The organism is Bradyrhizobium sp. USDA 4541, from assembly GCF_024171085.1.
GTDB lineage: Bacteria > Pseudomonadota > Alphaproteobacteria > Rhizobiales > Xanthobacteraceae > Bradyrhizobium > Bradyrhizobium australafricanum.
Map to the genome: position 1 here is coordinate 3,771,432 of NZ_JALJZF010000001.1, position 13,680 is coordinate 3,785,111.

Genomic DNA, 13,680 nt, shown 5'->3' on the forward strand with positions numbered 1-13,680 from the left:
AGGACCGCGCGTCAGGGGCGCAGGTAGAGGTAACCCTGGGATTGCAGCTCGGCGAGGCGGACCACCCCGCCGCGCTCGGCGGCAACGAAGCCGGGGAGCAAGTCGGCGAGGCCGATGTTCTGCGATTTCATGGTGTTGCCGCAGGCGGCGAACTCGATCCCATCCTCGGCGAACCGCGCGACATGTTTTGACAGCTCGGGATTGGCGGCTGCTGCATGAAACGCCTTCAGCGCCCGGCCGTGCACCACCAGCGCAATCGTCACATTGCCGGGGCCGCCGACGCCGTCGAGATGGTTCTGGATGTTGCCGATCACGAAATTGACCTTGTCGAGGTCATCGAGGTGATAGACCACCTTCAGCTTTTGCGGCGGTGCTTCGGTGGCGGCGCCGGCCCGGGACGCTGCCAAGACGGCGCCGATCGCTGAAAGCGTGCCCCAGAGGATGCCGCGTCGGCGCATGGCGTCTCTCGCGCAATTATTGTTGATCCAGTTGTCCCTTTGGGCAAACCTATCATTTGTGGCGGAGCGCAGCGAGTTCCTTGCGGTCGGTCACAAGTTCGGCGCATTCGCCCAAGTCCGCGCGATCGACGCGAAAGATCTTGTCGTCGGCGCCGGCGAACAGCGCTTCGCCCGCATCGTCGTCGGGCTTGTTGCGATTCCACACCATGATGCGGCCAAGGCGCGCAATCGCGGATTTATTGTCCCTGGACAACGCCACGGTGATACCGCCGCCCTCGCAATCCACGCCGCATTCGAAGCGTATTTCGTGGCCGGATTCGGCCGCGATGGCATGATTGCAGTAGCCGCTGGAGTCGAAATTGCCAGGGCGGTGGCGGTACGCGACGCCGAGCCGGAATGAATAGTTGGTGGCCTTGTCCTCCGGAGCGTCTTCCGCTGACACCAGCAGCTTCATCGCGCTGACCTTCTGCTTCGGATGCTGCGCCAGATGATTTGCATCGTAGCGCCGCACGAAGCAGGCATAGGCTTTCGCGCCGGGCGGGCCCGCGAACATCCTGTTGTGGAAGGCGGCCGCCGCGGCCTTGTCGACGCCTTCCTGCGCCTGAACGGCTAACGGCGCGCCGGTCCAGGCGGCGGCTGCGAGTGCGACAACAAGGAGCGCCTGCTTCATGACCGGCTCGGGAATAGCCAGCGCCTCCAAGGTGTCATCTTTAAAGCGCGGCAATGGTGCCGCGCGGAACTGCGCGGGCTCGTTGCCTTAGTCGCGGCGACAAGGAGGCACGTTCAACCGCGGCTGAACGTTTGTTCATGAGAGTCTATGACGCGTGCATCTTGACGCCACGGCTGAACGGTCACACTTTTTCAGGGAAGCCCAACGTCCATCGCCGGACGGGAAGTTGCCCGCTCGGATGTCCGCTTCGGAGGCCCTGGCCCCGGTAAACCACGGATGTGGCGAGGGGGTTACAGCCACCAAAAACAAGGGGATATTGATGAACCATTAAGCTTCCTGCCTGTTGATAAGGCAGAGGCTGCACGCGCCGTGCATTGCCGAACTGAGTCGGTCGAGTGTCCAATGGACCCAGCGTGCCGACGCTGATTCGATCCTAGGACGCTCTTGTTACGACTCGTGTCAGTCGTGCGGCGATACATATCGTGGAGAGAGGGATCATGTACAACGATTCTTTGTTCAACGCCTTCGCAAGGTCGTTTGAAGCGCGAAGCCAGACCGACATGTCGATGGCCGAGTATTTGGAGTCGTGTCGAAGTGATCCGATGCGATATGCAAATGCGGCCGAGCGGTTATTGGCGGCAATCGGTGAGCCCCAGATGATCGACACGGCCAAGGACCCACGCCTTGGCCGTATCTTTTTGAACCGTACGATCAGGTCGTATCCGGCCTTCGCCGGCTTCTACGGCATGGAGGATACGATCGAGCGCCTCGTCGGCTTCTTCCGTCACGCCGCGCAGGGCCTCGAAGAGCGCAAGCAGATCCTCTATCTGCTCGGGCCGGTCGGCGGCGGCAAGTCATCGCTCGCCGAGCGCATCAAGGCGCTGATGGAGATTCATCCGATCTACGTGCTGAAGGCGGGCGACGAGCTGTCGCCGGTGTTCGAGAGCCCGCTTGGGCTGTTTGATCCCGAGACGCTTGGCCCGATGATCGAGGAGAAGTACGGCATTCCGCGCCGCCGGCTGAGCGGGCTGATGTCGCCCTGGGCCTACAAGCGGCTCGAAGCCTTCGGTGGCGACATCTCGCAATTCCGCGTCGCGCGCATCCAGCCTTCAAGGCTGCGCCAGATCGCGGTTGCCAAGACCGAGCCCGGTGACGAGAACAACCAGGACATCTCCTCGCTGGTCGGCAAGGTCGACATCCGCAAGCTCGAGACCTACGCCCAGAACGATCCCGACGCCTACAGCTATTCCGGCGGCCTCAACCGCGCCAACCAGGGCGTGCTCGAGTTCGTCGAAATGTTCAAGGCACCGATCAAGATGCTGCACCCGCTGCTGACCGCGACGCAGGAGGGTAACTACATCGGCACCGAGAACATCGGCGCGATTCCGTTCACCGGCATCATCCTCGCGCACTCCAACGAGGCGGAGTGGCAGAGCTTCAAGACCAACAAGAACAACGAGGCCTTCATCGACCGCATCTGCGTCATCAAGGTCCCGTACGTCCTGCGGGTCACCGAGGAGCAGAAGATCTACGAGAAGCTGATCCAGGGCTCCGAGCTTGCCGCAGCACCTTGCGCTCCGGCGACGCTGGAGACGATGGCGCGCTTCTCGGTGATGTCGCGGCTGCGCAAGCACGAGAACTCGACGCTGTTTGGCAAGATGCGGGTCTATGACGGCGAGAGCCTCAAGGAATCCGATCCGAAGGCGCGCAGCGTTCAGGAGTACAAGGACGCGGCCGGCGTCGACGAGGGCATGGACGGCGTCTCCACCCGCTTTGCCTTCAAGGTGCTCGCCTCGACCTTCAACCATGACACCACCGAAGTCGGCGCCGATGCGGTGCACCTGATGTATGTGCTGGAGCAGGCGATCCGCCGCGAGCAGCTGCCTGACGAGACCGAGAAGCGCTATCTCGAATTCATCAAGGCCGACCTCGCGCCGCGTTATGCCGAGTTCATCGGCAACGAGATCCAGAAGGCCTATCTGGAATCCTACGCCGACTACGGCCAGAACCTGTTCGACCGCTATGTCGACTACGCCGACGCCTGGATCGAGGATCAGGACTTCAAGGATCCCGACACCGGCCAGCTGATGAACCGCGAGCTCCTGAACCAGGAGCTGACCAAGATCGAGAAGCCGGCCGGCATCGCCAACCCGAAGGACTTCCGCAACGAGGTCGTCAAGTTCTCGCTGCGCTCGCGGGCGCACAATGGCGGCAAGAACCCGAGCTGGACCTCCTACGAAAAGGTTCGCGACGTGATCGAGAAGCGGATATTCTCGCAGGTCGAGGATCTGCTTCCGGTCATCTCGTTCGGCTCCAAGAAGGACGGCGAGACCGAGAAGAAGCACGGCGAGTTCGTCGAGCGGATGGTGGAGCGCGGCTATACCGAGCGCCAGGTCCGCCGGCTCGTCGAGTGGTACATGCGGGTGAAGCAGGCCGGCTAATACGCGATCCGGAAAGCCGGCACCGGCTTTCCGTTTCGTCTCGTCCTGTCCAATAAAATGCGATGCGACTGTCATGATCGCATCCGGTGAGGCAGATGCAACGTGGTCATGCATATCGTCGATCGGCGGTTGAATCCGGGTAGCAAGAGCCTGGAGAACCGCCAGCGCTTCCTGCGGCGCGCCAAGGCGCTGGTGCAGGGGGCCGTCAAGAAGTCGTCACAGGACCGGGACATCAAGGATGTCCTGGAAGGCGGCGAAGTGACAATCCCGCTGGACGGCATGGATGAGCCGCGGTTCCGGCGCGAGGGCGGCACGCGTGACATGGTGCTGCCCGGCAACAAGAAGTTCGTCGAGGGCGACTGGCTGCAGCGCCCGAACCAAAGCGGCGCCAAGGGCTCCGGCGCAGGCGAAGGCGACAGCGAGGACGCCTTCCGCTTCGTGCTCAGCCGCGACGAATTCGTCGATCTCTTCCTCGACGACCTCGAACTGCCCGATCTTGCCAAACGCAAACTTGCGGAAACCGAAAGCGAAGGCATCCAGCGCGCCGGCTATGCGACGTCGGGCTCGCCCGCCAACATCTCGATCAGCCGCACGGTGAGCCGGGCGCTGGCGCGGCGCGTGGCACTGCGCCGGCCGCGCAAGGACGACATCGAGGCGCTCGAGGCGGAGCTTGCCGAATGCGATGACGATGCGCGGCGCCGCGAGCTGCTGGCGCTGCTCGAAGCGTTGAAGGCCAAGGCCAAACGGATCCCGTTCATCGATCCGATCGACATCCGCTACCGCCGCTTCGAGACGGTGCCGAAGCCGGTGGCGCAGGCCGTGATGTTCTGCCTGATGGACGTATCGGGCTCGATGTCCGAGCACATGAAGGATCTGGCGAAGCGGTTCTATATGCTGCTCTACGTGTTCCTGAAGCGGCGCTACAAGCACGTCGAGATCGTGTTCATCCGCCACACCGACCGCGCCGAGGAGGTCGACGAGGACACCTTCTTCCATGGCCCGGCTTCCGGCGGCACGCTGGTGTCGAGCGCGCTGGTCGCGATGAACGATATCGTCCGCACCCGCTTCCGTCCGGCCGACTGGAACATCTACGCCGCCCAGGCCTCGGACGGCGACAACATGACCTCGGACAGCGCGCTGACCGGTCACCTCCTGACCGACAAGATCCTGCCGGTCTGCCAGTTCTTCGCCTATCTCGAGGTCGGCGAAGCCGCCAACTACACTTTCGACATGCCGGACTCCTCGCTCTGGACGCTCTATGAGCGTCTGCGCAACGAGGGCGCGCCGCTGTCGATGCGCAAGGTGAGCGAGCGCGGCGAGATCTTCCCGGTGTTCCAGGACCTGTTCAAGCGCCGCAGCAAGCAGGAAAGGGTGTAGCGTGATGGGTTCTTCCGGGGAACGGCTGTTCGAGGGCGCCGATTGGGATTTCCAGACCTTGCAGCGGGTCCACGACGCCTGCGAGAAAATCGCGCGCACCGAGCTCGGGCTCGACGTCTATCCCAACCAGATCGAGGTGATCACCGCCGAGCAGATGCTCGACGCCTATTCCTCGGTCGGGATGCCGCTGTTCTACAAGCACTGGTCATTCGGCAAGCAATTCGCGTTCCAGGAAGCGTCCTATCGCAAGGGCCTGATGGGCCTCGCCTATGAGATCGTGATCAATTCCTCGCCGTGCATCTCCTATCTCATGGAGGAGAACACGGCGACGATGCAGACGCTGGTGATCGCGCACGCGGCGTTCGGGCACAATCACTTCTTCAAGAACAACTATCTGTTCAAGCAGTGGACCGATGCCGACGGCATTCTCGACTATCTGGAATTCGCCAAAGGCTACATCGCGGTCTGCGAGGACCGCCATGGCCGCGAGACGGTGGAGCGGACGCTCGATGCCGCGCATGCGCTGATGTCGCATGGCGTCGACCGCTATCCCGGGAAGAAGACGCTCGATTTGCGTGCCGAGGAGAAGCGGGCCGGCGAGCGCCGGCAGCACGAGGAAAGCGTGTTCAACGATTTGTGGCGGACGGTGCCGAACACCAAGGCCAAGAGCAAGGCTACGCTCACGGCCGAGCGCCGCCGCGCGCTGCTCGGCTTGCCGCAGGAGAACATCCTCTATTTCCTCGAGAAGACCGCGCCGCGCCTTGCACCCTGGCAGCGCGAGCTGATCCGCATCGTCCGCCACATCGCGCAGTATTTCTACCCGCAGGGCCAGACCAAGGTGATGAACGAGGGCACCGCGACCTACGTCCATTACCGCATCATGAGCCGGCTGCATCAGCAGGGCCGGCTCACCGACGGCAATTTCCTCGAATTCCTGCAGTCGCACACCAATGTGGTGTTCCAGCCCGAATTCGACGACCGCCGCTATTCCGGTTTCAATCCCTATGCGCTCGGCTTCGCCATGATGCAGGACATCGAGCGGATCGTGAAAAATCCGGAGGACGAGGACCGCGAGTGGTTCCCCGACATCGCCGGCAAGGGCGACGTCGAGGGCGTGCTGCGCGAGATCTGGAGCAACTACCGCGACGAGAGCTTCATCAACCAGTTCCTCAGCCCGGCGCTGATCCGGCGCTTCCGCATGTTCCATTTGCACGACGACCCCGCGGAAAGCCAGGGGATCAAGGTCGACGCGATCCACGACGAGCGCGGCTACCGCCGGGTCCGCCGCGAGCTGGCGCGGCAATACGACGTCGGCTTCGTCGACGCCAATATCGAGGTTGTGGATGTCGATCTCGACGGCGATCGCCGCCTGATGCTGCGTCACACCACCGTGAAGGGCGCGCAGCTCAACGAGACCGACGCGCGGCGCGTGCTGCAACACCTCGCCGATCTGTGGTCCTACGACGTCGCGCTGACCGAAATCGACGGCACCGACAAGGTGTTGAAGGAATACGTCGTCAGCCCGCGCGCGGCTGCGGTCGCGGCGTGAGGATCACGCTCTCGCTGACATGAGCGCGGCGCACACCGCCGCGCGGAATGCGAGTCTTGCTCGGTGAACCTTCATGTCTATCGAAGGCTCACATCATGAACATGCCGGCAACATTCCGACTTTGAAAGCGCATGGCGTTCTATGCGCGAGCGCGATTGCCGGCATGCGGAAATCTCGCGAGACGTTCTTGGTGATTGCCTGCGCGGACGCGATGGATAATGTGCGCCGCGTCAAGAAAACCAAGAAAAGGATATGCTCTTGTCAACTCGCTCCCGCCTGGCGGGCTTTCTCGCCATCACCGCGCTCACGGCCTCGTTGATCTCGCCGTCCGTGGCAGCCGATACCGCGATCAAAATAGGAAACACCGCGCCCTATAGCGGCCCGGCGTCGGCCTACGGCACGATCGCGCGTGCCGAAGCCGCATATTTCCAGATGCTCAACGATCAGGGCGGCATCAACGGCCGCAAGATCGACTTCGAGAGTCTCGACGACGCCTATTCACCGTCGAAGACCGTCGAGCAGACCCGCAAGCTCGTCGAGCAGGACGAGGTGCTCGCGATCTTCAGCGCGGTCGGCACCGCGCCGAACATCTCGGTGCAGAAGTACCTCAACATCAAGCGCGTGCCGCAGCTGTTCGTGTCCTCCGGCGCGACGCGCTGGAACGATCCAAAACAGTTCCCGTGGACGGTCGGTTTCAATCCGACCTACGAGCTCGAAGGCCGGCTCTACGCAAAATACATCCTGAAGACCAAGCCGGATGCGAAGATCGCCGTCATCACGCCCAACGAGGACGCCGGCAAGGACTATCTGAGGGGTTTCAAGGACGGGCTCGGCGAGCATGTCGGCCAGATCGTCGCCGAGACCACGTATCTCACGACCGATCCCACCATCGATTCCCAGATGGTGACGATGCGCGAGTCCGGCGCGGACGTCTTCTTCGCGGAGGCGACGCCGAAATTCGCGGCCCAGGCGCTGCGCAAGGCGGCGAGCATGGGCTGGAAGCCGCTGACCATCCTGCCGACCGTCTCGAACTCGGTCTCCGCGGTGCTTGAACCGGCCGGTCTCGAGAACGTCATCGGCGTCGTGACCGGGCTCTATCTGAAGGATCCGACCGATCCGCGCTGGGCCGACGATCCCGCGCAGAAGGAGTTTGCGGACTGGATGAAGAAGTACCAGCCGAATGCGAGCCCGGGCGACCTCTTCAACGTGCAGGGCTACACGGTGGCGCAGGTCATGACGGCGGTGCTGAAGAACTGCAACGGCGACTACAGCCGTGCCAACATCATCAAGCAGGCGACCAATCTGAAGGCGCTCGAGCTGCCGATGCTGTTGCCCGGCATCAAGGTGCAGACCGAGCCCGACAATGTGACGCCGATCCGGCAAATCCAGATGGCGCGGTTCGACGGCAAGTCCTGGGCGCTGTTCGGCGACGTCTTGAGCGACAAGTAGCCGTCACCAACTCCGCTGTCGTCCCTGCCTAGTGCGCAATTGCGCACGGGAGCAGGGACGACACGGAGTGTGCTGCCACTGCTCAGCGCAGGCTGGCGTTGATCTTGTCCAGCACGGCTGAACCCGGGCACAGCGCTTGTTCGTCGAGCGTGTTGAGCGGCGTCTCGACGGTGTCGAGATGGGTGTGCAGATCCTCGGCATCCGGATCGACATAGAGCAGGCCAGTGACGATCTGGCCCTTGGCCGCGTGCTTCTGCAGGAAGGTCATCGCGCCCAGACGATCATGCGGATCGTAGTCGGCGTCGAGCTTGCGCAGCGCCAGTCTGGAGCCGTCATGCTGCTCGACCACCTGAACGGTGCCGGGCGCATAGTCGACGCTGATCGGATCGCGGCCGACCAGCACGTCGAGGCGATTCACCGCGTCATTGTGCTCGCGGACATAGTCAAAACTCTTGGTCGAGCCGGCGTGGTTGTTGAAGGCGATGCAGGGGCTGATCACGTCGATGAAGGACGCGCCCTGGTGGCGGATCGCAGCCGCGATCAGCGGCACCAGCTGGGTCTTATCGCCGGAGAAAGAGCGCGCCACGAATGTGGCCCCGAGCTGCAGCGCGATCGCGACCAGGTCGATCGCGTTGTCGGTATTGACGACACCCTTCTTGGACTTCGAGCCGCGGTCGGCGGTGGCCGAGAACTGGCCCTTGGTCAGGCCGTACACGCCGTTGTTCTCGACGATGTAGGTCATGTTGACGGCGCGCCGGATCGAATGCGCGAACTGGCCGAAGCCGATCGAGGCGGAATCGCCGTCGCCGGAGACGCCGAGATAGATCAGGTCGCGGTTGGCGAGGTTGGCGCCGGTCAGGACCGACGGCATGCGGCCGTGCACCGAGTTGAAGCCGTGCGAATTGCCGAGGAAATAGTCCGGCGTCTTCGACGAGCAGCCGATGCCGGAAATCTTCGCCACCCGGTGCGGCTCGATCGAGAGCTCGTAGCAGGCCTCGATGATCGAGGCGGTGATCGAATCGTGACCGCAGCCGGCGCACAGCGTCGAGATCTTCCCCTCATAGTCGCGGTGGGTATAGCCCAGCTCGTTCTTCTTCAGGCCCGGATGATGAAACTTCGGCTTTGCAATGTAGGTCATGTCACGGCCTTGCGGAGAGGGGTCACCTTGAGATGATCCTGGTGGTCGCCGATGGCGCCTGCGATGAAGCGCGCGGTGATCGGTGTGCCGTCATAGTGCAGGATCGGCACCAGCCTGACGGGGTCGATGCCGTTCTCGTTGACGATCAGCTGGCGAAGCTGCGCGTCGCGGTTCTGTTCAACCACGTAGACGAAGTCGTGGTCGGCGATGAAGCTCGCGACGCTGGAGTGGAACGGGAACGCGCGGATCCGCATGCGGTCGAGCTGATGGCCGCGCGCCTCCAGGATCCCGATTGCCTCGTCCATCGCGGGCGAGGTCGAGCCGAAATAGATCACGCCGTATTTGGTCGGCTTCGCCGCATTGGCCTGCAGCGGCCGCGGCACCATGTCCTGCGCGGTCTCGAACTTGCGCACCAGGCGTTGCATGTTGTCGGCATAGACCGCGCCTTCCTCGGAATAGCGCGCGTAGCGGTCGCGCGAGGTGCCGCGGGTGAAGTAGGAACCCTTGGTCGGATGCGTGCCGGGATAGGTGCGATAGGGGATGCCGTCGCCGTCGACGTCGAGATAGCGGCCGAAGTCGCGGCCTTCCTCGAGCATCTCCGCCGTCATCACCTTGCCGCGGTCGTATTGCTTGGCGTCGTCCCACTTCAGCGGGCGGCACAGCCGGTGGTTCATGCCGATGTCGAGATCGAGCATCAGGAAGATCGTGGTCTGCAGCCGCTCGGCGAGGTCGAAGGCGGCCGCGGCGAACTCGAACGCCTCCGCCGGATCTTCCGGGAACAGCAGCACGTGCTTGGTATCTCCGTGCGAGGCATAGGCGCAGGCGATCACGTCGCATTGCTGGGTGCGGGTCGGCATGCCCGTCGAAGGGCCGGCGCGCTGGATGTTCATGATCACGGCCGGGATCTCGGCGAAATAGGACAGGCCGATGAACTCGGTCATCAGCGAGATGCCGGGACCCGAGGTCGCGGTGAAGGCCCGTGCGCCGTTCCAGGAGGCGCCGATCACGATGCCGATCGAGGCGAGTTCGTCCTCGCCCTGCACGATGGCGTATTTCGCCTTGCCGGTTTCGGGATCGTGGCGGTACTTCTTGCAGTGGCTGGTGAAGGCTTCCGCCACCGATGATGACGGTGTGATCGGATACCACGCGCACACGGTGGCGCCGCCATAGACGGCGCCGAGCGCGGCCGCGCTGTTGCCTTCGACGAAGATGCGGTCGCCGACCTTGTCGGACTTCTTCACCCGCAGCCCGAGCGGACATTTCAGGTTTTGCAGCGCCCAGTCGCGGCCGAGATGCAGCGCATGGACGTTGGAGGACAGCAGCTTCTCCTTGCCCTTGTACTGCTCGCCGATCAGCTGCTCGACCAGCTTGGGATCGAGGTCGAGCAGGGCGCAGAGCGCGCCGAGATAGATGATGTTCTTGAACAGCTGGCGCTGCCTGGGATCGGTGTAGGTCGAGTTGGTGATCGCGGTCAGCGGCACGCCGATGACGGTGATGTCCTCGCGGAATTTCGACGACGGCATCGGCTTGGTCGAATCGTAGAACAGATAGCCGCCGGGCTCGATCGAGGCGACGTCCTTGTCCCAGGTCTGCGGGTTCATCGCCACCATCAAGTCGACGCCGCCGCGGGCGCCGAGATGGCCGTCCTCGGTGACGCGCACCTCATACCAGGTCGGCAAGCCCTGGATGTTGGACGGGAAGATGTTGCGTGGCGAGACCGGCACGCCGTGGCGCAGAATCGAGCGCGCGAACAGTTCGTTGGCGGAAGCTGAGCCCGAACCGTTGACGTTGGCGAAGCGGACGACGAAGTCGTTTACGCTGCTGATCGGGCTTTGGACTGACATGTTGATCCCGCTTGAACCATATCGATGAGGTACTTCTGCATGTCCCAGGCGCCGGTCGGGCAGCGCTCGGCACACAGCCCGCAATGCAGGCAGACGTCTTCGTCCTTCACCATGACGCGGCCGGTCTTGAGGTCGCCGGAGACGTAGAGCGCCTGGTCGTGATGCGGCGAGGGCGCTTTCAGCCGCTGCCGCAAATCATCCTCCTCACCGTTCTCGGTGAAGCTGATGCAGTCCATCGGACAGATGTCGACGCAGGCGTCGCATTCGATGCAGAGCGGCGCGGAAAACACCGTCTGCACGTCGCAATTCAGGCAGCGCTGCGCCTCGCCGAGCGCGAGCTTGAGGTCGTAGCCGAGCTCGACCTCGGCGCGGATGTCCTTCAGCGCGACCACCTTGTCGCGATGCGGCACCTTGAAGCGCTTGTCGGCGGAGATGTCGTTGTCGTAGCTCCACTCGTGGATGCCCATCTTCTGCGAGGAGACGTGCACCTCGGGCAGCGGGCGCTCGTTGATGTCCTCGCCGGACAGCATGCGGTGGATGGAGAGCGCGGCGTCGTGGCCATGCGCGACCGCCCAGATGATGTTCTTCGGCCCGAACGCCGCATCGCCGCCGAAGAACACCTTCGGATTGGTCGAGACGAACGTCTTGGGATCGACCTTCGGCATGTGCCACTTGTCGAATTCGATGCCGCAATCGGCTTCGATCCAGGGGAACGCGTTCTCCTGGCCGACCGCAACGAGCACATCGTCGCAGGGCACGGTCTCGTCCGGCTCGCCCGAGGGCACCAGATTGCGGCGGCCCTTGGCGTCGTACTCCGCCTTCACCTTCTGGAAGGTGACGCCGATCAGCTTGCCGGCCACATGCTTGAACGCCACCGGCACCATGTAGTTCAGGATCGGGATGTCCTCGTGAAGCGCGTCTTCCTTCTCCCACGGCGAAGCCTTCATTTCCTCGAAGCCGGAGCGGACAATCACCTTGACGCTTTCGCCGCCGAGGCGGCGCGCGGTGCGGCAGCAATCCATCGCCGTGTTGCCGCCGCCGAGCACGATGACGCGGCGGCCGATCTTGTCGACGTGGCCGAACGACACGTTGGCCAGCCACTCGATGCCGATATGGATGTTGGCGGCGCCCTCCTTGCGGCCGGGGATGTCGAGCTCGCGGCCGCGCGGTGCGCCAGAGCCGACAAAGATCGCGTCATAGTTCTCGGCGAGCAGCTGCTTCAGGCTGTCGACGCGCTGACCACCCCTGAACTCGACACCGAGGTTCAGGATGTAGTCGGTCTCCTCGTCGATCACGCTGTCGGGCAGGCGGAATTTCGGAATCTGGCTGCGCATCATGCCGCCGGCCTTGGGATCGCCGTCGAACACGGTGCAGTGATAGCCGAGCGGCGCGAGATCGCGCGCCACGGCGAGCGAGGCAGGGCCGCCGCCGACCAGCGCGATGCGCTTCCCGTTCTTCGGCCCGGGCTTCGGCAGCCGATGCTTGATGTCGTCCTTGAAGTCGGCTGCGACGCGCTTCAGGCGGCAGATCGCGACCGGGTTGTCCTCGACCCGGCCGCGGCGGCATGCTGGCTCGCATGGACGGTCGCAGGTGCGCCCGAGAATGCCGGGGAACACGTTGGACTTCCAATTGATCATGTAGGCGTCGCTGTAACGCCCCTCAGCAATCAACCGGATGTACTCGGGAACGGGTGTGTGTGCGGGACAGGCCCATTGGCAATCGACTACTTTGTGGAAGTAGTCAGGCGCCGAGATATCAGTCGGTTTCATTCCTACCTTTGACCCGCGCGAAAATGCCAGACCCGCGCGGCCTTATCGTTGACGACGAACGCTCACGTGGCGTTGTTCTGGTTTTTGAATTGGATCATAGGCTTATCTTATTAGAGCCGTTCCAGAGAAGGCAAAGGCTAAATTGTCCGATCATCAGCTTTCGCGCGGCTGATGCGCGTGTAGCGTTAATCTCGATTGCGTTATGTGGCGGTGCAGCATGATCTGCACCGCCACGTTTGCTTGAGAAGATGTTTTTCGGGAAAGCGCTTCGCACGCTTTCGGATCAGGCTTACTCGCGCGGAAGGTCGCTCTTCGCGATATCCCACAACAGCCTGTAGACGCCGCTGGTGACCACGAGCGGCTTCAAGGCTGCATTGCCGGTGATGCCTGCGGCCGCTGCGGGGATCGCGCCGACGTCGGTGGCGTCGATCAGCACGAACCAGTCGCCGGCCCCGGGATCGGGTTTCGCCGCATCCGGCGTGAGCGGTTTCGACAGATCAGGGTCGTTCTCCAGAAGGTGCATCGAGATGATGCCGTCGCGCGAAGCTGGATCGAGTTGCTCCCGCAATGCAGCGCGAAGTTTGTCCGCGCCTTCGGCGGGCGGGCGCAGGCGGATGATGCCGAGCGCTGCGCCCCTGCCGACGCCGCGGCTGATCATGATGCGCGCGACCCCGCGGATCATGTTCTGAAAGCGCGCGATATTGGCCTTCGACCAGTCGGTCTGGTTGGCGAGCGCCTTGCGATAGGCCGGGCTCTCGAGCACATCGAAGGTCGCGGTCGAGTAGAGGCTGAGATATTTCGGCTTGCCGTCATGGGCGACGTAGCGGCGGGCTTCCAGGAAGCCGTCGATGGCGACCCGTTCCTCGAGATGCTCGCGGTCGTACCAGCGATTGAATTCAGCTTCGTGCAAGCTGTCGATATCCATCGAAGTCAGCAGCATGCCTTGTCCGGCGATTGGCATCGAGTGCTCCTCTTTTGCCTGTTT

At 63.1% G+C, this 13,680-nt stretch carries 10 protein-coding genes; 4 read left to right on the plus strand and 6 right to left on the minus strand.

Going from position 1 to position 13,680, the window contains the following annotated elements; all coding sequences use genetic code 11:
* Window positions 1–11: 11 nt before the first annotated feature.
* Entirely contained in the window at window positions 12–458 is a 447-nt protein-coding gene (locus J2R80_RS17650) for a DsrE family protein (RefSeq protein WP_253639018.1), read from the minus strand.
* Between the two features lie 52 nt (window positions 459–510).
* Window positions 511–1,128 (minus strand): hypothetical protein, encoded by a 618-nt coding sequence (locus J2R80_RS17655; protein ID WP_253639019.1) that lies wholly within the window; start codon window positions 1,126–1,128, stop codon window positions 511–513.
* 497 nt (window positions 1,129–1,625) lie between these two features.
* On the opposite strand from J2R80_RS17655, the gene J2R80_RS17660 reads away from it, so the two are divergent.
* From J2R80_RS17660 to J2R80_RS17675, 4 genes are all read left to right on the plus strand, one after another.
* A complete protein-coding gene (locus J2R80_RS17660; RefSeq protein ID WP_038382967.1) occupies window positions 1,626–3,569 on the plus strand; it encodes a PrkA family serine protein kinase in 1,944 nt (647 codons plus the stop codon).
* A gap of 108 nt (window positions 3,570–3,677) precedes the next feature.
* Entirely contained in the window at window positions 3,678–4,946 is a 1,269-nt protein-coding gene (locus tag J2R80_RS17665; RefSeq protein WP_076823957.1) for a YeaH/YhbH family protein, read from the plus strand.
* Between the two features lie 4 nt (window positions 4,947–4,950).
* Window positions 4,951–6,495, plus strand: a complete 1,545-nt coding sequence (locus tag J2R80_RS17670; protein WP_057014891.1) for a SpoVR family protein — start codon at window positions 4,951–4,953, stop codon at window positions 6,493–6,495.
* Between the two features lie 252 nt (window positions 6,496–6,747).
* Window positions 6,748–7,944 carry an ABC transporter substrate-binding protein gene (locus J2R80_RS17675; RefSeq protein WP_309143762.1) on the plus strand — a complete coding sequence of 399 codons (1,197 nt, stop codon included), beginning with the start codon at window positions 6,748–6,750 and terminating at the stop codon, window positions 7,942–7,944.
* 82 nt (window positions 7,945–8,026) lie between these two features.
* Here J2R80_RS17675 and J2R80_RS17680 read toward each other — a convergent pair whose 3' ends face one another.
* The 4 genes from J2R80_RS17680 to J2R80_RS17695 all read right to left on the minus strand — a co-directional run bounded on the left by J2R80_RS17680 (window position 8,027) and on the right by J2R80_RS17695 (window position 13,656).
* Window positions 8,027–9,082, minus strand: coding sequence for a 2-oxoacid:ferredoxin oxidoreductase subunit beta (locus J2R80_RS17680; RefSeq protein ID WP_057014892.1), 1,056 nt, complete (start codon window positions 9,080–9,082; stop codon window positions 8,027–8,029).
* Complete coding sequence (locus J2R80_RS17685; RefSeq protein WP_018273082.1) at window positions 9,079–10,926, minus strand: 2-oxoacid:acceptor oxidoreductase subunit alpha; 1,848 nt, start codon at window positions 10,924–10,926, stop codon at window positions 9,079–9,081. Before J2R80_RS17685 ends, J2R80_RS17680 begins: the two co-directional genes overlap by 4 nt.
* Window positions 10,896–12,695, minus strand: coding sequence for an FAD-dependent oxidoreductase (locus J2R80_RS17690; protein WP_076823960.1), 1,800 nt, complete (start codon window positions 12,693–12,695; stop codon window positions 10,896–10,898). Before J2R80_RS17690 ends, J2R80_RS17685 begins: the two co-directional genes overlap by 31 nt.
* A gap of 289 nt (window positions 12,696–12,984) precedes the next feature.
* Complete coding sequence (locus tag J2R80_RS17695) at window positions 12,985–13,656, minus strand: DUF4286 family protein (protein WP_253639021.1); 672 nt, start codon at window positions 13,654–13,656, stop codon at window positions 12,985–12,987.
* Between the last annotated feature and the right edge of the window lie 24 nt (window positions 13,657–13,680).

Bases quoted from the DNA above. Each gene is read 5' to 3' on its own strand.
- J2R80_RS17650 (WP_253639018.1), bottom strand. From the start codon at position 458: ATGCGCCGACGCGGCATCCTCTGGGGCACGCTTTCAGCGATCGGCGCC.
- J2R80_RS17675 (WP_309143762.1), top strand. From the start codon at position 6,748: ATGCTCTTGTCAACTCGCTCCCGCCTGGCGGGCTTTCTCGCCATCACC.
- J2R80_RS17680 (WP_057014892.1), bottom strand. From the start codon at position 9,082: ATGACCTACATTGCAAAGCCGAAGTTTCATCATCCGGGCCTGAAGAAG.
- J2R80_RS17670 (WP_057014891.1), top strand. From the start codon at position 4,951: ATGGGTTCTTCCGGGGAACGGCTGTTCGAGGGCGCCGATTGGGATTTC.
- J2R80_RS17690 (WP_076823960.1), bottom strand. From the start codon at position 12,695: ATGAAACCGACTGATATCTCGGCGCCTGACTACTTCCACAAAGTAGTC.
- J2R80_RS17665 (WP_076823957.1), top strand. From the start codon at position 3,678: ATGCATATCGTCGATCGGCGGTTGAATCCGGGTAGCAAGAGCCTGGAG.
- J2R80_RS17660 (WP_038382967.1), top strand. From the start codon at position 1,626: ATGTACAACGATTCTTTGTTCAACGCCTTCGCAAGGTCGTTTGAAGCG.
- J2R80_RS17695 (WP_253639021.1), bottom strand. From the start codon at position 13,656: ATGCCAATCGCCGGACAAGGCATGCTGCTGACTTCGATGGATATCGAC.
- J2R80_RS17655 (WP_253639019.1), bottom strand. From the start codon at position 1,128: ATGAAGCAGGCGCTCCTTGTTGTCGCACTCGCAGCCGCCGCCTGGACC.
- J2R80_RS17685 (WP_018273082.1), bottom strand. From the start codon at position 10,926: ATGTCAGTCCAAAGCCCGATCAGCAGCGTAAACGACTTCGTCGTCCGC.